At 58.6% G+C, this 22,826-nt stretch carries 21 protein-coding genes; 12 read left to right on the top strand and 9 right to left on the bottom strand.

Annotated features, from left to right (window positions below; all coding sequences use genetic code 11):
* The 6 genes from leuC to ACR0AJ_RS18600 all read left to right on the top strand — a co-directional run bounded on the left by leuC (nucleotide 1) and on the right by ACR0AJ_RS18600 (nucleotide 5,797).
* Nucleotides 1-1,404 (top strand): 3-isopropylmalate dehydratase large subunit, encoded by a 1,404-nt coding sequence (gene leuC, locus ACR0AJ_RS18625; RefSeq protein WP_170518428.1) that lies wholly within the window; start codon nucleotides 1-3, stop codon nucleotides 1,402-1,404.
* 37 nt (nucleotides 1,405-1,441) lie between these two features.
* Complete coding sequence (locus ACR0AJ_RS18620) at nucleotides 1,442-1,996, top strand: HdeD family acid-resistance protein (RefSeq protein ID WP_170351857.1); 555 nt, start codon at nucleotides 1,442-1,444, stop codon at nucleotides 1,994-1,996.
* 42 nt (nucleotides 1,997-2,038) lie between these two features.
* Nucleotides 2,039-2,644, top strand: a complete 606-nt coding sequence (gene leuD / locus ACR0AJ_RS18615) for a 3-isopropylmalate dehydratase small subunit (RefSeq protein WP_170351856.1) — start codon at nucleotides 2,039-2,041, stop codon at nucleotides 2,642-2,644.
* A 331-nt stretch (nucleotides 2,645-2,975) separates the two neighbouring features.
* Nucleotides 2,976-3,806 (top strand): hypothetical protein, encoded by an 831-nt coding sequence (locus ACR0AJ_RS18610; protein WP_170361854.1) that lies wholly within the window; start codon nucleotides 2,976-2,978, stop codon nucleotides 3,804-3,806.
* Nucleotides 3,803-4,846, top strand: coding sequence for an endonuclease/exonuclease/phosphatase family protein (locus tag ACR0AJ_RS18605; protein WP_480649146.1), 1,044 nt, complete (start codon nucleotides 3,803-3,805; stop codon nucleotides 4,844-4,846). Before ACR0AJ_RS18610 ends, ACR0AJ_RS18605 begins: the two co-directional genes overlap by 4 nt.
* A 57-nt stretch (nucleotides 4,847-4,903) precedes the next feature.
* The gene (locus tag ACR0AJ_RS18600; RefSeq protein WP_170351853.1) at nucleotides 4,904-5,797 is read left to right on the top strand and encodes a LysR family transcriptional regulator; all 894 of its coding nucleotides are present in this window, start codon (nucleotides 4,904-4,906) and stop codon (nucleotides 5,795-5,797) included.
* Here the strand turns inward: ACR0AJ_RS18600 and ACR0AJ_RS18595 are convergent.
* Nucleotides 5,794-6,321 carry a redoxin domain-containing protein gene (locus ACR0AJ_RS18595; protein WP_480638552.1) on the bottom strand — a complete coding sequence of 176 codons (528 nt, stop codon included), beginning with the start codon at nucleotides 6,319-6,321 and terminating at the stop codon, nucleotides 5,794-5,796. The two genes, ACR0AJ_RS18600 and ACR0AJ_RS18595, sit on opposite strands and share 4 nt — an antisense overlap.
* Nucleotides 6,322-6,412: 91 nt before the next feature.
* On the opposite strand from ACR0AJ_RS18595, the gene leuB reads away from it, so the two are divergent.
* Nucleotides 6,413-7,516 (top strand): 3-isopropylmalate dehydrogenase, encoded by a 1,104-nt coding sequence (gene leuB, locus ACR0AJ_RS18590; protein ID WP_480741575.1) that lies wholly within the window; start codon nucleotides 6,413-6,415, stop codon nucleotides 7,514-7,516.
* 62 nt (nucleotides 7,517-7,578) lie between these two features.
* On the opposite strand, the gene ACR0AJ_RS18585 is transcribed toward leuB, so the two are convergent.
* Nucleotides 7,579-9,762 carry a transglycosylase domain-containing protein gene (locus ACR0AJ_RS18585; protein ID WP_480741573.1) on the bottom strand — a complete coding sequence of 728 codons (2,184 nt, stop codon included), beginning with the start codon at nucleotides 9,760-9,762 and terminating at the stop codon, nucleotides 7,579-7,581.
* A 250-nt stretch (nucleotides 9,763-10,012) separates the two neighbouring features.
* Between ACR0AJ_RS18585 and ACR0AJ_RS18580 the strand changes: the two genes are divergently transcribed.
* Together ACR0AJ_RS18580 and ACR0AJ_RS18575 are read left to right on the top strand one after the other, a co-directional pair.
* Nucleotides 10,013-10,351: a P-II family nitrogen regulator gene (locus tag ACR0AJ_RS18580; RefSeq protein WP_170351849.1), complete on the top strand. Its 339-nt coding sequence runs from the start codon at nucleotides 10,013-10,015 to the stop codon at nucleotides 10,349-10,351.
* A gap of 33 nt (nucleotides 10,352-10,384) precedes the next feature.
* The gene (locus tag ACR0AJ_RS18575; protein WP_480741571.1) at nucleotides 10,385-11,713 is read left to right on the top strand and encodes an ammonium transporter; all 1,329 of its coding nucleotides are present in this window, start codon (nucleotides 10,385-10,387) and stop codon (nucleotides 11,711-11,713) included.
* Nucleotides 11,714-11,785: 72 nt separating this feature from the next.
* Here the strand turns inward: ACR0AJ_RS18575 and ACR0AJ_RS18570 are convergent, their stop codons facing one another.
* The 4 genes from ACR0AJ_RS18570 to ACR0AJ_RS18555 all read right to left on the bottom strand — a co-directional run bounded on the left by ACR0AJ_RS18570 (nucleotide 11,786) and on the right by ACR0AJ_RS18555 (nucleotide 14,767).
* Nucleotides 11,786-12,970 (bottom strand): amino acid aminotransferase, encoded by a 1,185-nt coding sequence (locus ACR0AJ_RS18570; protein ID WP_480741569.1) that lies wholly within the window; start codon nucleotides 12,968-12,970, stop codon nucleotides 11,786-11,788.
* Nucleotides 12,970-13,824 (bottom strand): 3-mercaptopyruvate sulfurtransferase, encoded by an 855-nt coding sequence (sseA, locus tag ACR0AJ_RS18565; RefSeq protein ID WP_170552268.1) that lies wholly within the window; start codon nucleotides 13,822-13,824, stop codon nucleotides 12,970-12,972. The genes ACR0AJ_RS18570 and sseA overlap by 1 nt, the downstream gene beginning before the upstream one ends.
* 80 nt (nucleotides 13,825-13,904) lie before the next feature.
* The gene (locus tag ACR0AJ_RS18560) at nucleotides 13,905-14,174 is read right to left on the bottom strand and encodes a CBU_0592 family membrane protein (RefSeq protein WP_480741567.1); all 270 of its coding nucleotides are present in this window, start codon (nucleotides 14,172-14,174) and stop codon (nucleotides 13,905-13,907) included.
* 29 nt (nucleotides 14,175-14,203) lie between these two features.
* Nucleotides 14,204-14,767, bottom strand: coding sequence for a helix-turn-helix domain-containing protein (locus ACR0AJ_RS18555; protein WP_170351940.1), 564 nt, complete (start codon nucleotides 14,765-14,767; stop codon nucleotides 14,204-14,206).
* A gap of 106 nt (nucleotides 14,768-14,873) precedes the next feature.
* Here ACR0AJ_RS18555 and ilvD point away from each other — a divergent pair, with 106 nt between their 5' ends.
* Both ilvD and ACR0AJ_RS18545 read left to right on the top strand, forming a co-directional pair.
* Complete coding sequence (gene ilvD, locus ACR0AJ_RS18550) at nucleotides 14,874-16,706, top strand: dihydroxy-acid dehydratase (RefSeq protein ID WP_170379356.1); 1,833 nt, start codon at nucleotides 14,874-14,876, stop codon at nucleotides 16,704-16,706.
* Between the two features lie 92 nt (nucleotides 16,707-16,798).
* On the top strand, nucleotides 16,799-17,251 hold the full coding sequence (locus tag ACR0AJ_RS18545) for an NUDIX hydrolase (RefSeq protein WP_170351843.1): 453 nt from the start codon (nucleotides 16,799-16,801) through the stop codon (nucleotides 17,249-17,251).
* A gap of 164 nt (nucleotides 17,252-17,415) precedes the next feature.
* Here the strand turns inward: ACR0AJ_RS18545 and ACR0AJ_RS18540 are convergent, their stop codons facing one another.
* A complete protein-coding gene (locus ACR0AJ_RS18540; RefSeq protein ID WP_170351842.1) occupies nucleotides 17,416-18,234 on the bottom strand; it encodes a sulfotransferase family protein in 819 nt (272 codons plus the stop codon).
* 140 nt (nucleotides 18,235-18,374) lie between these two features.
* Here ACR0AJ_RS18540 and ACR0AJ_RS18535 point away from each other — a divergent pair, with 140 nt between their 5' ends.
* Nucleotides 18,375-19,952 (top strand): DUF5928 domain-containing protein, encoded by a 1,578-nt coding sequence (locus ACR0AJ_RS18535; RefSeq protein ID WP_170351841.1) that lies wholly within the window; start codon nucleotides 18,375-18,377, stop codon nucleotides 19,950-19,952.
* Between the two features lie 36 nt (nucleotides 19,953-19,988).
* Here the strand turns inward: ACR0AJ_RS18535 and amaB are convergent, their stop codons facing one another.
* Both amaB and ACR0AJ_RS18525 read right to left on the bottom strand, forming a co-directional pair.
* On the bottom strand, nucleotides 19,989-21,500 hold the full coding sequence (amaB, locus tag ACR0AJ_RS18530) for an L-piperidine-6-carboxylate dehydrogenase (protein ID WP_480638544.1): 1,512 nt from the start codon (nucleotides 21,498-21,500) through the stop codon (nucleotides 19,989-19,991).
* 3 nt (nucleotides 21,501-21,503) lie between these two features.
* Nucleotides 21,504-22,610 carry a saccharopine dehydrogenase family protein gene (locus tag ACR0AJ_RS18525; RefSeq protein ID WP_170361843.1) on the bottom strand — a complete coding sequence of 369 codons (1,107 nt, stop codon included), beginning with the start codon at nucleotides 22,608-22,610 and terminating at the stop codon, nucleotides 21,504-21,506.
* Nucleotides 22,611-22,826 lie beyond the last annotated feature (216 nt).

Below are 22,826 nucleotides of genomic sequence, written 5' to 3'. Positions count from 1 at the left end.
ATGTCCCCCAAAACACTCTATGACAAAATCTGGGATGCCCATGTCGCGCACGAAGCCGATGATGGCACCTGCCTGCTGTATATCGACCGCCACCTGGTCCACGAAGTGACCAGCCCGCAGGCGTTCGAAGGCCTGCGCATGGCGGGCCGCAAGGTGCGCGCCCCGGAAAAAACCATCGCCGTGCCGGATCATAACGTTCCGACTACACCGGACCGCGTGAACGGGATCGAAAACCCGGAATCGCGCATTCAGGTCGAAGCGTTGGACAAGAACGCCAAGGATTTCGGCATTCACTATTACCCAGTGCATGACGTCCGTCAGGGCATCGTGCATATCGTCGGCCCGGAACAGGGCTGGACCCTGCCCGGCATGACCGTTGTCTGCGGCGACAGCCACACTGCCACCCATGGCGCGTTTGGCGCGCTGGCCCACGGTATCGGCACGTCTGAGGTCGAGCATGTTCTGGCCACACAGACTCTGATCCAGAAGAAATCCAAGAACATGAAGGTCGAGATCACCGGCAAATTGCAGCCAGGCGTGACCGCCAAGGACATCACTCTGGCCGTGATTGGTGAGACCGGTACGGCTGGCGGCACCGGCTATGTCATCGAGTATTGTGGCGAAGCGATCCGTGATCTGTCGATGGAAGGTCGCATGACTGTCTGCAACATGGCCATCGAAGGTGGCGCCCGGGCGGGCCTGATTGCGCCGGACGAGACGACGTTTGAATATGTCAAAGGTCGCCCGCACGCACCTAAAGGTGCGCAGTGGGAAGCTGCGATGGACTGGTGGAAGACGCTCTACACTGATGAAGGCGCGCATTTCGACAAAATCGTAACCCTGCGCGGAGAGGACATTGCGCCGGTTGTTACATGGGGCACCAGCCCCGAAGACGTGTTGCCGATCACCGCGACCGTGCCGAACCCCGAGGATTTCGAAGGCGGCAAGGTCGAGGCGGCCCGCCGCTCGATCGAATATATGGGCCTGGAAGCCGGCCAAAAGCTGAGCGATGTGGAAATTGACACCGTCTTTATCGGGTCCTGCACCAATGGCCGGATCGAAGACCTGCGCGCTGCCGCCGAAATTCTGAAGGGCAAAAAGATCAAAGATGGTCTGCGGGCCATGATCGTTCCCGGCTCGGGCCTGGTGCGCGCGCAGGCCGAAGAAGAGGGTCTGGCGGATATCTTCAAAGCTGCAGGCTTTGAATGGCGTCTGGCCGGGTGTTCGATGTGTCTGGCGATGAACCCGGACCAGCTGGCACCGGGGGAACGCTGTGCCGCGACCTCGAACCGCAACTTCGAAGGTCGTCAGGGCCGGGGCGGACGCACCCACCTGCTGAGCCCGGCAATGGCTGCCGCAGCGGCAATCACAGGACGGCTGACAGACGTCCGTGAGTTGATGTAAGGTCCCCTCATATCTAGATATTTGAGGGATTGAACACATGAGTGACTGGATCAAATGGTTCCTGCTGGGGCTGCTGTCGATAGCATTTGGCGTCTTTGCGCTGGGCAATGCGATTGCAGCTTCAGTTGCGGTGACGGTGGTGACCGGGGTGTTGCTGCTGATTGCAGGCGCGTTGCAGGTTGTCGGCGGGTTCACCGTCGAAGGCACCGGCAACAAGATCCTGTCTCTCATCATGGGTGTGGTGATGCTGTTTCTGGGCTGGTCTTTCCTGGATCACCCGCTGCAGGGGACCTTGACCTTGGCGACGGTGATGCTGGTTCTGTTTATGGCAGGCGGCATCGCGCGGGTCATTCTGTCGTTCCAAATGAAAGGAACGCAGTTTTTCTGGCCCACGATGATCTCGGGCATCTTGTCGATCGTCCTCGCCGCTATCATCTGGACGTATGTGGGCAAGGAACCCCAGGCTCTGCTGAGCATTCTGGGGATCTTCCTGGGCATTGAGATGCTGTTCAACGGGTTCGGATTGGTCTTCATGGCGCTCTTCATCAAGAACGCACCCAAAGACGAAACAATAGAAGCGAAACAGGCTTAAACGCGGGGCACGGGCGCAGCCTTCTCCCGCAGGAGTGTGAACATGGAAAAGTTTGACAAAGTCCACGGGGTGGCTGCCCCAATGCCACTGATCAATATCGACACCGATATGATCATTCCGAAAGTGCATCTGAAAACCATTAAACGGTCCGGCCTTGGCGTCGTGCTGTTTGATGAGATGCGCTATCACGATGACGGGCAGGAGAACGAAGAATTCGTCCTGAACCAACCCGCCTATCGTGAAACCGAGATTCTGGTGGCAGGCGACAATTTCGGCTGCGGCTCGTCCCGCGAGCACGCGCCCTGGGCAATCAAGGATTTCGGCATCAAGGTGGTGATCTCGACCAGCTTTGCCGACATCTTCTACAACAACTGCTTCAAGAACGGCATTCTGCCGATCGTGGTCGAAGAAGAACATCACGCGCTGCTGATGGAAGATGCCCATAAGGGTCAGAACGCCCGCATGACCGTGCATCTGGAAGATCAGCAGATCACAACATCGGATGGCGTCGTGATCGAGTTTGACGTCGACCCACACCGCAAACACTGCCTGCTGAACGGTTTGGACGATATTGGCCTCACGATGGAAAAAGACCATCACATCGACAAATTCGAGGATCACGCAGGCCAGGCCCGCCCCTGGGTGTGATTCTGTGGATGAATCTGTGGACACTCAACCTAATGGGGTCGCTTCGGCGGCCCCATTCGCATTCTTGGGGTTAAAAGCTCGAAAACCACAAGATGTAGGTATCAAATTGAGATACACGTCGGATTTGCGTCGAAAATGATGCAATCCCGCACCAGTTGCGCCATCATTTTGCCCGAAAGTACGTGTTTTCTGCACCCTGGCTTGAGCGAAATGTCGCTTATCGTCAATGTTGGCGAGACAGAGGCATCCGTCAAATAATTACGCGGCGGGCACAAGTTGGAACGTAAGTCGGCACAGAATCGGCTACTCCGGTTTGGAAAGGGTTCGGATAGTGATTGCGCGCACAACTGGGGCGGCAATTCGGGGAATAATGGTTGCACTGATGGTGCTAACCCCCGCGTTGTACTTGCCCGTATCGTCAACGAATGGCACCGAGATTGTCGTCTTTCTCGCCATTCTCGCATTCTTTCTGACGTTTGCTGAATATAACTCGGCCTTTCCCAGCTTTATCGAATTCCGCGACGCACCACCTGTGAACCGCCTGCGTTTTGTCGGGTTGATGTCGATGATCACTTTCCTGACGCTGATCTGCAAAAACGCCTATGCGCCCAGCGATCTGACCGGGCTTTTCTATGCGTTGGGGCTGGGCATCGCCAATGTTGTCGATTTCCCTTATTCGCCGGTTCGGCTGGTTGTGCTGGTGCTGCCCGCCGATGCCAACGCGCCGCTGATCGAATTGGTGCGTATCTCAGCCAGTGTGGCTTATGTTGCCGCGCTAGTGACCATTGCCAGCTTTGCCTATGCGGTGAAGATGCGCGGCTGGCCTACCGGCAACGGTGCGTTCAACGTCTGGACCAACCTGCCTCTGTTTGACCCGACCAAGGGCGGGGACGTCGTCACCCGCCTGCAACGGGACGGGCGCCTGAATATCTCGATCGGGGTGCTGCTGCCATTCCTGATTCCAGCGCTGATCAAATTGCTGACTGACTATGCCAACCCGATCTCGCTGAGCAATCCTCAGACCATGATCTGGACCATGAGCGCCTGGGCCTTCCTGCCCGCCTCAATGATCATGCGCGGCATGGCGACATTGCGCATCGCCAATCTGATCGTTGAAAAGCGCCGCGCCTATTCCACGGCTGAGTCCACACAGGCCGCATGATCCGCATTCTTCTTCTGTTGCTGTTGCCGGTAATGGCACAGGCAGAAACGCTGCGCATTGCCACCTTCAACACTGAACTTAACCGCGACGGGCCTGGTCTGTTGCTGCGCGATATCCGGCGCGGCGATCCACAGGTACAGGCGGTGGTCGACGTTCTGGTCGCCGCCCGACCAGATATCGTCAGCTTGCAAGGCATCGACTGGGATATGGACGGGCAGGCTTTGACTGCTTTGGTCGATCTGTTGCGGACCGCTGGACTGGACTATCCCCATCACTTCGCCGCCCAGCCCAATGCAGGGCTTGAGACCGCTTTGGATCTGAACGGAGACGGGCGCACCCATGGCCCGGCAGACGCGCAGGGCTGGGGTCGTTTCACCGGTCAGGGTGGGCTTGCGGTGCTGTCACGGCACCCTATCCGCACCGACACTGTGCAGCAGTTTACGGGTCTGCTGTGGCGCGATCTGCCGGGCGCGCAACTGCCGGTGACAGAAGACGGCCCCTTCCCATCGGAACAGGCCCAGCGCATTCAGCGCCTGTCTGCCGTGGCCCATTGGATCGTACCTGTGGACACACCGACCGGTGCGCTGGATCTGATGACATTTCACGCCGCCCCACCTGTGTTTGACGGCCCCGAGGACCGCAACGGGTTGCGCAACCGCGACGAAATCCGCCTTTGGTCCGCAGTTCTGGACGGAAAATTGGGGCATAGGCCCCAAGGCCCCTTCGTGATCGTCGGAGATGCCAACCTGGACCCGACACGCGGCGATGGGCGGAAAGAGGCAATACAGGCGCTGCTGGCCGATCCGCGCTTGCAGGACCCACACACAGATCAACCATTGGAGTCCCAGACTACTGTAGTCTGGAAGGCGGTGGGTGAAATGCGGGTGGATTACGTGCTGCCCTCGGCCGACCTGCAAGTTACCGCAGCGGGGGTGTTCTGGCCCAAACCGGGCACGCCTCTGCGCATCGCCGCCGAACAGGCCAGCAGACACCGGTTGGTCTGGGTCGACATTGCTGCGCCCAAGCAGCTTTCGCACTGATCCATTCATTTCACTTCTGTTATTGCCGCCAGGATCGGAACGTGTATTCATTTCTGAATGGACAAATCTCTTACTCATGCCGACTGGTCTTTGATCCAAAGCTTTCTGGCCGTGGCTCAGACCGGCTCGCTTTCGGCAGCAGCGCGACAGCTGGACCGAAGCCAACCTACGCTGGGCCGCCAAATACACGCGCTTGAGGATGAGCTGGGCGTGTCCTTGTTCGACCGGCATGCCCGCGGCCTAAAGCTCAGCGATGTTGGCGCGCAACTGCTGCCGATGGCGCAACAGATGCATTCGGCGATGACGTCATTCAGCCTGACGGCGGCGGGTCAGGCACAGCAACTGGAGGGGACGGTGCGCATCACCGCTTCGGTCTTCGCGTCGCATCACTTGCTGCCACCAATTCTGGCACAGATCAGGGCGCAGGAGCCGGCCATTCAACTGGAACTGGTGGCAACGGACACGATCGAAAACCTACTGTATCGCGAGGCCGACATTGCCGTGCGCATGTATCGCCCGGAACAGATGGACCTGATCTCGCGCTATCTTGGGGATGTGCATCTGTGTTTTTGCGCGGCCCGCACTTATCTGGATCGCGCCGGGCGGCCAACACGCCCCGAAGAACTGTTCGACCACGATCTGGTAGGCTTTGACGCCAATGAACAGATCATCACTAAGATGCGCGCGCGAGGGTGGCCCGCCAGCAGGGACAGCTTCGCCACTCGCTGTGACCTGCAAAGCGCCTATTGGCAACTGGTCCGTGCGGGATGCGGAATCGGCTTTACCCAGATCGAAGTGGCAAAGGCTGATCCGGATGTCGAAATAATACCGCTGGATGTTGATGTTCAGACATTGCCAGTCTGGCTGGCCGCACCGCAGGCCATGCGTCAGACCCCGCGCATTCGCAGGGTCTGGGATTTGCTGGCGGACGGGTTGAAGGCCAGCCTTTAAAGCGCGCCGGTATAGGTGCCGCGCGGCGGGTAGTTGTTGCCCAGAGTGAATTTCAGACCGCCAACAATGTCGGACATGGCAGGTCGGGCAAAGGGCGTGGTCTGTTGCCACGCATAATAAAGCATTCGATTCGGGGCGATGAAGAAATGACCTGGTTCGGCGAACAGGTCAGGTTCGGCGCTGCCTTCGCGCGCGGTTGAGATGCTCAGCCCCCAATCATCCCGCGCCGCAGCCATTGGCAGGCTGTGCCCCACACGCAGCCGCGAAACACCGGCTTTCTCGGCCGTTTCCGCGGCGCGCTCGGCCGTGTCTGTGGTGATCATGATCACTTCGATACCAAGCTCGGCAAATTCATCCAACGCCGCTTCGACCTCGGCCATCTGCTTGATACAGATCGGACAGTGCAGGCCGCGATACTGAATCACCAACGTGCCATTTTCGCCCTTGCCCGTATCCAAATCGAAACGTCCATGGCTTATGGTTTCAATTTTCAGCTCAGGAACGGGGTTTCCCGGTATCAACATGTGTTTTCCTCGTGAATTGGCCGGATCGTCTCATTGACCCGATGCGGCGCAGACGCTAGGGCCTTTGCGACGAAACGCAAGGAGATCCTTCATGTCCAACCCCTCGCTCCTCATCCTGCCCGGAGACGGAATTGGCCCCGAAGTCATGGCCGAAGTGCGCAGAGTAATCGATTGGTTCGGCGAAAAGCGCGGCCTTCACTTTGACGTGAGCGAGGATCTGGTGGGCGGTGCGGCCTATGACGCGCACGGCAAGCCACTGTCGGACGAGACCATGGCCAAGGCGCAGGAAGTTGACGCCGTTCTGCTGGGTGCTGTTGGTGGTCCGAAATACGACGATCTGGATTTCAGCCTCAAGCCCGAACGCGGGTTGCTGCGTCTGCGCAAGGAAATGGACCTGTATTCTAACCTGCGCCCTGCACAGTGCTTTGACGCGCTGGCCGATTTCTCGTCGCTGAAAAAAGACATCGTCGCCGGTCTTGATATCATGATCGTGCGCGAGCTGACCTCGGGCGTCTATTTCGGCGAACCCCGCGGAATCTTCGAAGAAGGCAATGAGCGCGTTGGCATCAACACCCAGCGCTATACCGAATCCGAAATCGAACGCGCCGCGCGCTCGGCCTTTGAACTGGCGATGCGCCGGAACAAAAAGGTCTGCTCGATGGAGAAGGCCAACGTGATGGAATCGGGCATCCTGTGGCGCGAGGTCGTGGACCGTGTGGCCAAGGAATACCCCGAGGTCGAGCTGTCGCACATGTATGCCGACAACGGCGCTATGCAGCTGGTGCGCGCACCCAAACAATTTGACGTGATCCTGACCGACAACCTGTTCGGCGATATCCTGTCGGATTGTGCCGCGATGCTGACTGGCTCGCTGGGCATGCTGCCGTCGGCGTCCTTGGGCGCACCGATGGCCAATGGCCGCCCTAAGGCGATGTACGAACCGGTTCACGGCTCGGCCCCCGATATCACGGGTCAGGGCAAAGCCAACCCGATCGCCTGTATCCTCAGCTTCGCCATGGCGCTGCGCTATAGCTTTGATCAGGGTGAAGAGGCGGATCGACTGGAGGCCGCGATCGAGAAGGTTCTGGCAGACGGTGTCCGCACCGGTGACTTGCTGGCCGATGAGGGCGTTCAACCAGTCTCGACCACCGAAATGGGTGACGCGATTCTGGCGGCGCTGGACAGCTGCCTCTGATCCGCTTTCACATCAGACAAATAAAAGGCGGTGCCACGCGCACCGCCTTTTTTATTGGTGCATCAGTTGCCGAAGATATTGTTCAGCAGATTGTTGATGGCATTTTCAAACCCACCCTGCCTGCGGCGTTGTCGCTGCGGCTGTGCCACCTGTTTAGGTGGATCCGGGGCCAGCATCGGCAGCGGTGTGGGTGTCATACCTTCGGTCACGCGCAGCATGGTTTCTTTCCAGATCTCTGCGGGCAGCCCACCCCCGGTCACGCCGGACAGGGGTGTGTTGTCGTCATAACCCATCCAGACACCGGCCACGTAATCCGCTGTAAATCCGATAAACCACGCATCCCGCGCCGCCTGCGTCGTGCCTGTCTTACCGGCCACCTGCCAGCCCGGCAGTTGCGCCCGTGCGCCGGTCCCCTCGGACACCACACGCTGCATCATCCAGGTCAGCTGCTTGGCGGCCTTGTCGTTGATCACCCGCTCACCAATGCCCGAGCTGGTCACCATCACCGGCGTATCATCCTCCAGCAGCTTCAACTCTGACAGGCCATAGGGTTCCACGGCCGAGCCGCCATTGAGGATACCGGCATAGGCACCGGTCATCTCGATCAGCGTGCTTTCCGACGCGCCCAGCGCCAAGGCCGGCCCCTGCGCCAGATCGCTGTCGATACCGAACTCACTGGCGACCGTGCGGACATTGTCCAGACCGGCAACTTCGGCCACTTTCACTGCCGGGATGTTAAGTGAATTCTTCAGTGCATCTGCCAGCGTGACCCGACCATAGAACTTGTGGGTATAGTTCTTGGGACACCACTGACCGGACCCTGGAATGTTGACGCAATAGGGCTCATCCACAACCGTATCCAGCGGTGAATAGCCCAGCTCCAAAGCAGTGGCATAGACAAACGGCTTGAAGGACGATCCGGTCTGGCGCAATGCCTGCGTGGCACGATTGAACGCACCCGAGACCCGCGTTTGGCGCCCGCCGACCATGGCGCGTACGGCGCCGTCTGCCGACATCACCACAATTGCGGCCTGCGCCTTGGACCCTTCGCGAACTTTCTCCTGAAAGATGTATTTCAGCGCTTCTTCTGCCGATTTCTGCAAGCGCTGGTCCAGGGTCGTCTTGATCACCACATCATCCGTAGTGTCGGCGCCAAAATAGCTGGGCAGTTCGGTGATGACCCAATCGGCGAAATACCCACCTGCCCGTGCCGCTGCGGCCTCGGACAATTGCGCCGGGTTGCTGCGGGCACTGCTGGCTTGCGCGGTTGTCAGATAGCCCTGCGCCTCCATCAGCCCCAGCACCAAACGCCCCCGATCCTGCGAGCGTTGCAAGTTGTTCGTGGGCGCATAACGCGTGGGGGCCACCAGCAGACCGGCCAGCATCGCCGCCTGCGCCGGGTTCACCTCGGCTGCAGAGATACCGAAATAGCGCTGACTTGCGGCCTCGAACCCGCGGGCACCGGCACCAAGGAACGCGCGGTTGAGATAGATGGTCAGAATCTCATCCTTGGAATACTTGACCTCCATCGCAATCGCATAGACCGCTTCCTTGGCCTTGCGCCACAGCGACCCCTGACGGCAATCGGATTCATACGCAGCCTCGGACTCCCATTCGCTGGGCACATACGGCACGCCCAAGCAGAGCAGCTTGGCGGTCTGCTGCGTGATGGTTGATCCGCCATGGCCTGACAGCGGCCCGCGCCCTTCGCTCAAGTTGATGCGCACAGCACTGGCCACACCTCGGGGGCTGACGCCGAAATGGCGATAGAACCGCTTATCCTCGGTGGCGACGACAGCGTTTTTGAGGTGCGGTGAAACAGTGCCCGCCGTGATCACCCCGCCGAACTGATCCCCGCGCCAGGCAAAGACCTTGCCGTTGCGGTCCAACAGCGTGACCGACCCCCGCGCCCGACCGTCCAGCAGTTCATTCACATCTGGCAGCGTGGTGTAGACAACTCCAACAGCCAGCGCCAACAGCATCGCAACCACCGCGCCGACGCGCCAGGTTATGCCCCAGATCAACCGCCAGACCCACCGGAAGAAACGGCGGGAAATACCCCCACCACCGCCACCGGATTTCCGGCGCGCTTTCTTACGCGTGGTCTTGCGCGTCGTCGTTTTGCGCGCGGCCGCCTTCTTGCCCGCGGGTTTCGCGGTGCGCTTGGTCGCCGCGGGCTTGCGCCCTTTCGACGGGTACCTTTTATCCGCGACAAGCGGTGCCTTTCGGCGCCTGGACTCAGTCATGCTCAAACTCTGCCCGGTTATCGTTTTGAGGCACAATACAATGCCACGCCGGTGAAGTAGAGGTCTGAAATTCCGGCAATCACCCTCTATAGCGTGCCTATTTATTACTCAATTGTCACTTTTTGTGCAAAAATTGTGCACTTCCCCACGCATTCACACGGCGTCGTCCCTCCTTACCCGTTCCTTACTGCGGTCAGGCACGCTCTTTTTTCTGCAGGTGCAAACAGACCGGACCGTAGAGGGGACCAACGTGAAACTGATTATTGCGACAATCAAGCCGTTCAAGCTTGAAGAGGTGCGCGAGGCACTGACCGACGCAGGCCTGCAAGGCATGATGGTGACCGAGATCAAGGGCTTTGGCTCTCAATCTGGTCACACAGAAATCTATCGCGGCGCTGAATACGCAGTGAATTTCGTGCCCAAAATCAAGTTGGAGATTGTGGTGCCTGCCACGATGGCCGACCAGATCGTCGAAACCATCACCAAAACCGCCCGAACCGGCAAGATCGGCGACGGCAAGATTTTCGTCCTCGATGTTGAGCAGGCCCTGCGCGTGCGGACCGGGGAAATGAACGAAGAGGCGCTTTAAGTGCCCTCCATTCCAAAAATTCGAGGACTGACTATGAACCTGATGAAATCTCTCATCCCTGCCGCCGCGATTGTCGCGCTGCCGCAGATGGGTCTGGCGCAAGAGGCTGCCGTCGAAGGCGAGGCCGCGCTGCACACCCAGTATATCTTTACCACTCTGCTGTTCCTGATGGGCGGCTTCCTCGTTTTCTTCATGGCTGCTGGCTTTGCCATGCTGGAAGGCGGGCTGGTGCGTTCCAAGAACGTGGCCATGCAGATGATCAAGAATGTGGCGTTATTTTCGATTGCCGCGATCATGTACTGGCTGATCGGCTTCAACCTGATGTATCCGGGCGATGGCTGGTCCATCTCCGGCTGGCTGGGTCCGTTCTTCTCAACCACCGTGCTTGATCCCGTTGGCGTCGGCGCCGATGCAGCGGCTCTGGATTATGCCTCAATCGGTTCGGATTTCTTCTTCCAACTGGTCTTCGTTGCCGCAACCGCGTCGATCGTCTCGGGTGCCGTGGCCGAACGTATCAAGCTGTGGCCCTTCCTGGCCTTCGTTGTGGTGCTAACCGGTATCATGTACCCGATCACAGGCTCGTGGCAGTGGGGCGGCGGCTGGTTGTCCGAAGCCGGATTCTCGGACTTCGCTGGCTCGACCGTGGTGCATTCGGTCGGTGGCTGGGCGGCTCTGGCCGGGGCCATCATCCTGGGTCCGCGCATCGGCAAGTACAACAAAGACGGCAAGGTCCACCCGATCCCGGGCTCGAACCTGGCGCTGGCAACCTTGGGAACGTTCATCCTGTGGCTGGGCTGGTTCGGCTTCAACGGTGGTTCGCAACTGGCGATGGGCACCGTTGGGGACGTATCCGACGTGTCGCGCATCTTTGCCAACACCAACATGGCCGCTGCTTCGGGTGCTGTCGCAGCGCTGATCATGACCCAGCTTCTGTACAAAAAGCCGGACCTGACCATGGTGCTGAACGGCGCACTGGCCGGTTTGGTGTCGATCACGGCCGAGCCTCTGGCCCCGACCCTGTTCGGCGCCCTGTGGATCGGTGCCGTGGGCGGTATCATCGTGGTCTTCGCGGTTCCGATGCTGGACAAGTTCAAGATCGACGACGTGGTCGGTGCCATCCCGGTTCACCTGTTCTGCGGTATCTGGGGCACCATCGCCGTCATCTTCTACGGTGAGGCCAACCTGATCACGCAGCTGACAGGCATCATTGCCTACGGTGTCTTCACCTTTGTCGGAGCCCTGATCCTGTGGATGATCCTGAAAGCCACCGTCGGCATCCGCGTAAGCGAAGAGGACGAGATCAACGGCCTCGACATGGCAGAACTGGGTATGGAAGCGTATCCCGAGTTCTCTAAAGGCTAAGGGTTAAACGCTCGCGAAACAAAAAACCCGGGCGTTAGCGCCCGGGTTTTCTTTGACTAAAGCTGGCGAATTTCAAACCCCGACGTCGACAATCGCCTTGGCCAGAATTGGCACCGTCGTTGCATTCAGACCGGCGATGTTCAGACGGCTGTCGCCGACCATGTAGATACCGTGATCGTCGCGCAGTTTCTCGACCAGTTCCGGAGCCGCACCCAGGCGCGAGAACATACCGCGGTGCTGAGCAATGAAACCAAAGCGGTCCGAGCCGCTCAGCCGCTGCAACTCATCCGACAGTTGCTGGCGCAGGCCCAGCATGGACAGGCGAACATCTTCGAGCTCGGCAGCCCAATCGGCGCGCAGGGCGTCGTCATTCAAGATGGTGGTCACCACGCGTGCACCGTGATCGGGCGGGAAGGAATAGTTCTGGCGGTTCAGGAAGGCCAGCGTAGCCTGATTCAAGTCTGTCTGCGCCGCATCATCACTGATCGCCATCAACAGGCCGGTACGTTCGCGGTAGATGCCGAAATTCTTCGAGCACGACGCCGCGATCAGGCAGCGCTTGACCGACGAGGCTACCAGACGGGCCGCCTGCGCGTCCGCCTCCAGACCGTCGCCAAAGCCCTGATAGGCAATGTCGATCATCGCTACCAGACCACGTTCGTTGATCAGGTTCACGACCTCTTGCCACTGCACCATGTTCAGGTTGGCGCCGGTCGGGTTGTGGCAGCAGCCATGCAACAGCACCACGTCACCCGCCTTGGCCGTCTTGAGATCCTCGATCATGCCATCGAAATCGACGCCTCGGGTATCGCCGTCGAAATAGCGATAGGGGACCATCTCCATTCCCAGATAGTTCAGAATCGACAGGTGGTTCGGCCATGTCGGGTTCGACACGAAAACGCGCGCCGATGGGTTGGCCATGCGGATCAATTCGAACGCCTGACGGCAGGCTCCGGTGCCGCCCGGGGTGGCCACGGCAGCGATGTTACCGCGTGGCACAGACGTGCCCAGGATCAGGCCGATCATCGCATCCGCATAAGCCGGGTCACCGGCCAGACCGGTATAGGCTTTGCTTTCCTGCTCTTCCAGAATGCGCTTTTCGGCGGCCTTCACCGCGCGCATCACCGGGGTCACGCCTTCGGCATTCTTGTAGACGCCGACGCCCAGATCGATTTTTTGATCGCGTGGGTCTTCGCGGTACATCTGCACCAACGCCAGAATTTTGTCGGCAGGTTGCGGCTTGAGGTTCTCGAACATCAGTTCTCTCCGGTTGCGACGGGCAGGGTCGGGAAGGCACCCCATTCAGCCCAGGAGCCGTCATAAAGCGAATGATCTTTCTTGCCCAAGCGTTCCAACGCCAGGCTGAGGATGGCGGCGGTCACGCCCGACCCGCAGGATGTGATCGCGGGCTTTGACAGGTCCACACCTGCGGCTTCGAACACAGCGCGGCAATCGTCGGGCGATTTCATCGTGCCGTTCTTGTTCAGCAACAGGTCAAAAGGCACGTTGCGCGACCCCGGAATATGCCCCGACCGCAAACCTTCGCGCGGCTCAGCCGCAGTCCCAGCAAAGCGGGCGGCGGACCGGGCATCGATAATCTCATGATCGGCGAGTTTGGCGGCGGCAGAAACCTGCGTCACATCCCGTACCAAATGGTTTTGCACTCGTACGGTCATGTGGCGATCCCGAATGATCGGTGGCAGGTCTTCGATTTCTCGGCCCTCGGCCTGCCATTTCGGCAAGCCGCCATCTAAAACAGCGATGTTTTCCTGACCCATCAGCCGAAACAGCCACCAGACCCGCGCCGCAGACATCAACCCGGCACCGTCATAGACCACGACTTGATGTCCATCCCCCACACCCATCGCCCGCAAGCGCGACATGAATTTTTCGACCGGTGGTGCCATATGCGGCAAGTCCGAACGCTGATCGGAAATATCATCGATATCGAAGAACCGCGCGCCGGGAATATGGGCGGCGTCATATTCCGCCTTAGCATCCCGCCCCTGTTGCGGCAGATACCACGATCCGTCCAGAATCCGTAAATCAGGATCCTTGATATGGGCGGCAAGCCATTCGGTGGAAACGAGTGTTTTCGGATCGTCCTGCATCAAAGCCTCCCCTAAGCGAGCTTGAGTTTTCCCTATACGCGCACGCATTCGGGTTCAAGACTGGATGGGGCCTAGCCCGCCTAACGCGCGCGCCTGAGACGGAAAAACTGAACGATCCCGATCATACTGATCAGAATCCAGAAGGATTCGATCAACATCGACGCCAGATTGAAATTCTGAAGCAGCGAATAGACGATCAGGGTCGACCCGGCGAGGTTCAGCACCGGAAATGCCAGATCGTCCGAATTCATCATCCGCATCTGAGTGGCGAAATACGCAGCCACCACGACCAAAGCACCCATTGAGCCAATCGCGTCCGCCAGTGTTAGAGTTTCCAGAAAAGCGCCCATATCTTGCCTTTTACTATGTGGGGTCAGGTTCAGCCGATCGCGGGCAGCGCATCCAATTGTGCATAATGGTGCATGTTCAAAAAAACAGCCCCTTGATCACCGGCGCGATAGCCATGCGGCAGGTCCGCCGCAAATCGCAGGCCCTGTCCCGCCTCAAGCGCCACCCACTTCCCATCACGCAAAATCTCAAGCGCGCCGTTCAGGACAAAGACCTCTTCCGTCACGCCAGTCGCGTGGGCGGCGGATTCGTGGCTTTGGTTCGGCGCAAGTTCCACATGAAATGTCTCGGCCCGCAGGGCGGGGTCAAAGGGAAAGACGATCTTAACTTCGATGCTGCCTGGAAAGGTCACCGTGCGAAACACGTCAGGCGTTGTCGTATCGCGCAGTGCCGCCGTGCCGATCAATGCACTGAGGGGCAGTTGAAACCCTTTGGCAATCTTCCACAGCGTCGCGATGGTCGGGCTGGATTCGCCACGCTCGATCTGGCCCAGCATGGCTTTGCTAACGCCGGTCATCTCAGCCACCTTCGACAGACTCAGCCCCGAGGCCGCCCGCACATCCCGCAGTTTCAGTGTAATATCATCCGGTGCCATCTGATCGTCTTTCGAATCCTCTTGTGCGTTATAGCGCACATGTGGTACGTGCGCTATAACGCACACATCCCGCATATCGCAACCGGGGCAAAAGGGAAACAGCATCATGCCAATGTACCGATCCAGAACCTCCACCCATGGCCGCAACATGGCCGGTGCCCGCGGCCTGTGGCGCGCAACTGGTATGCAGGATGACGATTTCGGCAAACCGATCATCGCCATCGTCAACTCGTTCACCCAGTTCGTTCCCGGCCACGTTCACCTGAAGGACTTGGGCCAGATGGTCGCGCGTGAGGTTGAGGCCGCAGGCGGCGTCGCCAAGGAGTTCAACACCATTGCGGTGGATGACGGCATCGCCATGGGCCATGACGGAATGCTGTATTCGCTGCCCTCGCGCGAAGTGATCGCGGATTCGGTCGAATATATGGTCAACGCGCACTGCGCCGATGCGATGGTCTGCATCTCGAACTGTGACAAGATCACCCCCGGCATGCTGATGGCCGCTATGCGCCTGAACATCCCGGCCATCTTCGTCTCGGGCGGTCCGATGGAAGCGGGCAAGATCGACATCGCTGATCTGGACGTCAAAAAGATCGACCTCGTCGACGCGATGGTTGCCGCCGCTGATGACAAATACACTGACGAACAGGTGCAGCATATCGAAGAAAATGCCTGCCCCACCTGCGGGTCATGCTCGGGCATGTTCACCGCCAACTCGATGAACTGCCTGGCCGAAGCGCTGGGTCTGGCGCTGCCGGGCAATGGCTCGACCCTGGCCACCCACGCTGATCGAAAAGATCTGTTCCTTGAAGCCGGTCGCCGCATCGTCGAGATCACAAAACGCCATTATGATCTGAACGAAAAAGGCTTCCTGCCGCGCGAAATCGCAACCTTTGAGGCGTTTGAAAACGCCATGAGCCTCGACATTGCCATGGGCGGATCGACCAACACGGTACTTCACCTGCTGGCCATCGCGCATGAAGGCGAGGTGCATTTCACCATGTCCGACATGGACCGCCTTAGCCGCAAAGTCCCCTGCCTGTGCAAGGTGGCACCAAACACTGAAAACGTACACATGGAAGACGTTCACCGCGCCGGGGGTATCTTCTCGATCCTGGGCGAGCTTGGCCGAGCGGGGCTGCTGCACGAAGATTGCGCCACCGTGCATTCCGCCACGATGGGTGAGGCAATCGCGAATTGGGACATCAAGGTCGCCAACAACCCCAAGGCGCAAGAGCTGTTCAAGGCCGCCCCGGGGGGCGTGCGCACCACCCAAGCCTTCAGCCAATCGAACCGGTACAAGGAACTGGATATCGACCGCGAAGGCGGTGTAATCCGGTCGAAAGAGCATGCCTTCAGCCAGGATGGCGGTCTGGCGGTTCTGTTTGGCAATATCGCTCGGGACGGCTGTATCGTGAAAACTGCAGGCGTTGATCCCGCCAGCCTGACCTTCACCGGATCGGCCTATGTCTGCGAAAGTCAGGATCAGGCGGTCAATGACATTCTGACCGGCAAAGTCGAAGCGGGCGACGTCGTGGTGATCCGCTATGAAGGCCCGCGCGGCGGTCCGGGGATGCAGGAAATGCTGTATCCGACCTCGTATCTGAAATCCAAAGGTCTGGGCAAAGCCTGCGCCCTGCTGACTGATGGTCGGTTCTCGGGCGGTACATCGGGCCTTTCGATTGGCCACGTTTCACCCGAAGCCGCCGAGGGCGGTGAGATCGGACTGGTGCGCCCGGGCGACAAGATCGAGATCGACATCCCCAACCGCAGCATCCATCTGGCCGTGTCTGACGAGGAACTTTCAGCACGGCGCGAAGAGCAGGACGAAAAGGGCTGGGTGCCAGCCGAGCCGCGCAAGCGTAAGGTGTCGACCGCACTGAAGGCCTATGCCAAGCTGACAACCAGCGCGGCGAAAGGAGCCGTGCGTCAGGTCTGAACCGGGTTGCGGTATGTAGATTATAGGCCTCGCTGTATTGCACAGCGGGGCCTTTTCATTTTTGAATGCCAACTTGATCAAAAGGAGCTCTGATGACGATTTGGCGTCCGTATCAAGGCATTCGGGTCAAGGCGATCGGCTTGCTATGGAGAGGTCCCAGTCTCTTGGTCGCCGACGTCCATGACGACAGTGGCAATCTGAAAGGTGTCCGTCCGCTTGGCGGTACAGTTGAGTTCGGCGAAACTTGGCAGGACGCGCTGAAACGCGAATTTCACGAAGAGCTTGGCGTTGACATTCAGATTTCCGGCGCGCCTTTGGTTTTGGAGAACATTTATCGCCACGAAGGCCAACTGGGGCATGAGATAATTTTCGCCACAGAAGTGACTCTATCAAATCCATCTGCCCTACCAAAACATGCGATCACCTTTGCCGAGGACAATGGACTCATGTGCAGAGCCAGTTGGCGCGACCTCAGTGAACTCGATACGGATTGCGGACCAAATTTGTACCCGATCGGTCTGAAACGCGAACTGATCGCTACCTGAATCATCTCAGACAGCCTCCCGCGCCCGACCCGCACCATCGGCTACGCCGATGCTACGTTCGGCCTTGGGCCCGGCGCCGCGCAGTGCGCAGCGCCGGGCCCAACTAGAGGAGATGTCTCGTCAGAGACATTGACGACAGGCGGAAGTGCCTGCCTTATGGCAAGTCAATCGCCTAGTTTGGCGTGAACTTCGTCCAGATCAATCTCACCGATCGGCATCTTATTCGCCGGGTTCTCAAAATCGTATCGGAACAGTTCGAAATCCTGTTTGTAGATTTCGTAGACCAAATGCATGGACAGGTCGTCGAAATAATCCTCGACCGGATGCGCACGTTTGGGGCCATGCCCTTCGGATTCGTTGAACCGTGGAATATCTGAAAGGCTGATCGCGTGAGGTGTGTCCAGATTGTCCAACACCCCCTGCATTCCGTCATTGAATTTCTCGGTCCAGAAAATGCGGTCGTAGCGTCCACCATTTACGATGAAAGTCGAGACATGCCCTGACACGGCCGACCAGTGAATGTCCGGATCCATCGGTCGGCGCCAGCGGATCGTATCCCGCGCAAACAGCAAAAAGCGGCGAAAACTGGCGATCTGGTCGAACTCACCCTTGCCATCATCGCCGCCCACTTCGATTCCGTAATTATAGATCAGCGTCGGGACCAGATTACCCCGATACCGGCTGCCATTGCGCTGAATACCGCAAATCTTGTCGAAGAAGGAGCTGAGTATCCGGGTGTACGGATTGCGCACACAGGTAAAAGAGTATGAGGCGTGTTTACGAATATTGCCGGAAATCCGGGCCTGGCTGTCGGCAAAGGCCCATTTGTGCATACCGTCCTTGGCGTCATGAATATCGCCGTCGAAAAACCGACCGTGGTCCGAGTAGTACATAATCTGCCCGATGGTCGAGCACGCACATTTCGGCACAACACGGTACACCATACTTTCACTCTCGGTCATCCATGTACCGGGAAAACCCATCTGCAATGCCTCCTCAGCGGGTCAAAATAACCACACGCGCCCGCCTAGGCTCATAAAGAACCAAAAATATTCTGTTTATTCAATCGCTCATCCTCAGTATCAGAGAGCAAACAGGCAGAAACGGACGTTACAGACGCAATATGGCAAAAATTGCCTATATTCTATTGTGCCACAAGGACCCTGACGCAATCATCGCGCAGGCCGAGCAACTGACAGCCGCAGGCGACTGCATGGCCATCCATTTTGACGCGCGCGCCAGCGCGGTGGCCTATGACCGTATTCGCAGCGCGTTGAAAGATAATCCAAATGTGGCTTTTGCCGCCAAGCGCATCAAATGCGGCTGGGGCGAGTGGTCTTTGGTGCAGGCGACCCTGAATGCCGTGCAGGCTGCGGTGGATGCGTTTCCACGGGTCACCCATTTCTACATGCTGTCTGGCGATTGCATGGCGATCAAAACCGCCGAGTACATCCATTGGTTTCTGGACGAAAACGACAAGGACTTTGTGGAAAGCCACGATTTCTTTGCCAGCAACTGGATCAAAACCGGTATGAAGGAAGACCGGCTAATTTACCGTCATTTCTTCAACGAACGCACCCAGAGCAAACGGTTCTATGCCGCATACAACCTACAAAAACGCTTTGACCTGACGCGCGATATCCCCGCAGACATCCAAGTTATGATCGGCAGTCAGTGGTGGTGCCTGCGCCGCCGCACGGTCGAGATGATCCTTGAGCTCCTGCAACAGCGCCCGGATGTGGTCCGCTTTTTCTCGACCACCTGGATCCCGGATGAGACATTTTTCCAGACCCTAGTCCGCCATCTGATCCCCAAGGAAGAGATTGAGAACCGCACCCCCACTTTCCTAATGTTCTCGGATTACGGGATGCCGGTGACCTTTTACAACGATCACTACGACATGCTGCTGGGGCAGGATTACATGTTTGCCCGCAAGATCAGCCCCGAGGCGCATGAGTTGAAAGAGAGGCTGGGCCAGCTCTATGCCAGCGAAGGGGTCGAGTTCCAAATCTCGGATGAAGGGCGGAACCTCTATGGGTTTCTAACCGGGCGCGGGCGCGTTGGCCGCCGCTTTGGGCAGCGCTTTTGGGAGGCCGGGAATACCTTGGGTCCCGAACGCGAACTATATCTAATTGCGTGCAAAAAATGGCACGTGGCCAAGCGTCTGGTCGATCAGATCACGTCCGAGACTGACATTCCTTGTGTCGAATACCTGTTCAATGAAGAAGACACCCTGCTGCCTAATCTTGGCGGTATCGAGACGACGCTAACCAAGCGCTCCCGCCACCGGCGCGCGGTCGTGCGGATGTTGTTCGATCATTTCCAGACCGACAAGCTAGTACTGTGTGTGGACCCGGCAAATCTGGATATCATTCAGGATTTCTGCTCGGACCAGGTCAGGACCCGGGTTCTTGAGATCGAATGCGACTATTCTGACGATTACCTGATCGGCCATGCGCGGCGGGTCGGTCTGGCCGGAGAAAACAGCCCATCGGAAACCGTGGCGCGCCTTGTGCCGGCCTTGCGCAATTCGCTGGCCTATGAATCCGAGTTGATCCGGGGTGCGGGGTTCGAAGGATACTTGCGTATCCGCGAGGCCAATACGCGGGCTAAAAACGAAGAGGTAATGGCTGAATTTCTGAATGTCCCAGAAGACAAGGCGCAGGCCGTGATGAGACTGGATTATCTGTTTGCAGACTGATCCGGCGGCACCTGCCGATGCCGCCGGAAGGGTCAATCAGATGTCGAACTTGACGCCTTGGGCCAGCGGCAGTTCGGCTGAGTAGTTCACCGTATTGGTCTGACGCCGCATATAGGCCTTCCAGGCGTCCGAGCCGCTTTCGCGCCCGCCACCGGTTTCCTTCTCGCCGCCAAATGCGCCACCGATCTCGGCACCCGAAGGTCCGATATTTACGTTGGCAATTCCGCAATCCGACCCGGCTGCGGTCAAAAACTGCTCGGCCTCACGCATGTTCAGGGTGAACACGCACGACGACAGACCTTGCGGTACGTCATTCTGAATCTCGATCGCATCGTCAAAATCGTCATAACCCATGACATAGAGGATCGGAGCAAAGGTTTCGGTCTTCACCACATCGCTTTGGCCGGGCATTTCGACGATGGCGGGTGCCATATAGACCCCGGCAGGCACGCCTTCGGTCACACGGTTGCCGCCGAATACGGTGCCGCCTTCGGCTTCTGCAGCTTTCAGGGCTGCGGTCATGGCCGCACCCGAGGCTTCGTCGATCAGCGGGCCAATCAAGGTGCCTTCAGCCAGCGGGTTGCCAATGGGCAAACCAGCGTAGGCCTTTTTCAAACGGCTCACCAATTCTTCACGGATCGAGTTATGCACAATCAGACGGCGCAGTGTGGTACAACGCTGACCTGCGGTGCCCACAGCCGAAAAGACAATCGCCCGCACTGCCATTTCCAAGTCAGCCGACGGACCGACAATCATTGCGTTGTTGCCGCCCAGTTCCAGAATGCACTTGCCAAACCGCTGCGCCACGATGGGGGCCACTGCGCGGCCCATACGGGTTGAACCCGTGGCCGAGATCACCGGCACATCCTCGCTGGCCACCAGCGTCTCGCCCAGCGCGGCGCCGCCGATCAGGGTTTGCAACAAGCCTTCGGGCGCGTCGCCGAACCGGGCCAGTGCACGTTCAAAGATTTTCTGACAGGCCATTGCCGTCAGCGGGGACTTCTCGGACGGCTTCCAGATCACCGGATCGCCACACACCAGCGCAAGCGCTGCGTTCCACGACCAGACTGCGACGGGGAAGTTGAAGGCCGAGATTACGCCCACCGGACCCGCCGGGTGCCATGTCTCCATCATCCGGTGGCCGGGCCGTTCCGAGGCAATGGTCAGACCGTATAGCTGGCGCGACAGGCCAACGGCAAAATCGCAGATGTCGATCATCTCCTGCACTTCGCCCAGACCTTCCGAGGTGATCTTGCCAGCCTCCCAGCTGACCAGCGCGCCCAGATCGCCCTTGGCGGCGCGCAATTCCTCGCCCAGCAGACGGATCAACTCTCCCCGGCGCGGCGCGGGCACGGTGCGCCATGCCTTGAAGGCCATTTTCGAACGGGCAAGGATGGCCTCCATGTCGGAAGCTGGGGTCTCATGCACCTCGGCCAGCAGGCTACCGTCAATCGGCGAGGTCACCTTGAGCGTGCCGCCGGTCAGTTCGGCCTCGGTCAGGTCCAGATTTGCCAGGGTGGTTTGCGCAGTCATCACGATGTCTTTCATATCTCAGGCCGCCTTGTTCTGTTCAGTTACGTCGCCGGCGCGATAGAGTCGGCCAAATTCAGTGTTGAGGAAATCGGACAGGTTCACCTGTTCCTGCCGGATAAATCCTTTTGCGGGCAGTCCCCCGGTGCGCATCAGGTCGACCACGCCCAGAACGCCTGCGGCGGTGGTGACCTGAATGGCGCTCCAGACCTGTCCATTGAGGGTGCGGGCAAAGCTTTTGTTGATCAGGGATTTCTCGCGCAGCGCACCGTCAATCAGGCCCTTGGCAGTGCAATAGACCAGCACCACATCCTGATCGGTGCGCGGCAGCGCGGTCTCGAAGATGTCCTTCAGCAGGTCGCGGCGGCGCTCCAATCCCAGATCCTTGAGCAGCAGCTTCAGGATATCGCAATGGCCGGGATAGCGGATCGAGCGATAGGATACCGCCCGCGCCTTACCCTCAAGCGTTTCGGGCAGCGTGCCCAATCCGCCGGAGGTGTTGAAGCATTCGTATTCCACCCCGTCATGGCCCAGCACTTCGTAATCTTCCAGCGGCGCGGTTTTCACGCGCTCGCCATTCACGATGGCATCGCAGGGGTTGCAGTACTCGTTGATCAGCCCGTCGGTCGACCAGGTCAGATTGTATTTCATTGCGTTGGTCGGATAGAGCGGCAAAGCCCCAACCCGCATGTGCAGGCTGTCCAGCTCATCAAATTCGGCCGCCAGCGACGCGCCAGCAATGCCAACGAAGCCCGGAGCCAGACCGCATTGCGGCATGAAGGCGGTATCGCTGTCTTCGGCCAATTCGCGCACCGCATTGGTGGCTGCAACGTCTTCGGTCAGGTCAAAGTAGTGTGCCCCGGCGGTCTTGGCCGCCTTGGCAATCTTCGGCGTCAAAAAGAACGGAGCAGCTGAGATTACGGCATCAAACCCAGACAGTCCTTGGGTCAGTTGTGCCTCATCCCCCACATCGATCTGCCGGGTCGCAATCCCCTGTTTATTAAGCACCGATAACGCCGCCAGATCGCGGTCGGCAACGGTGACCGAGTAATTCGACGATGCTTGCAGCAGGCTGGCGATCATCTGACCGATCTTACCTGCCCCTATGACACAAATGTTCCAGCTCAAAACGCGCCTCCTCTTTCGTTTAAGAAAAGTATGAGGGGTGGGCTGTTCGATCCGCAGGGGTATTCTTGACGAAAACGCGGAAAGTTACGTCATTACGACGGTAATTTCGACATAATGTCAAAGCCATGACTGACAGGAAGCGGGCGGCAAAAGCTACAATCCGAACTCGTATAGTCAAATCAACAACATCGGTGATTTTTGTGTCCAAATGCGATA

The sequence above is a fragment of the Ruegeria sp. CJ9 genome (genome assembly GCF_056536625.1).
This window is presented reverse-complemented; position numbering and strand designations above follow the sequence as displayed.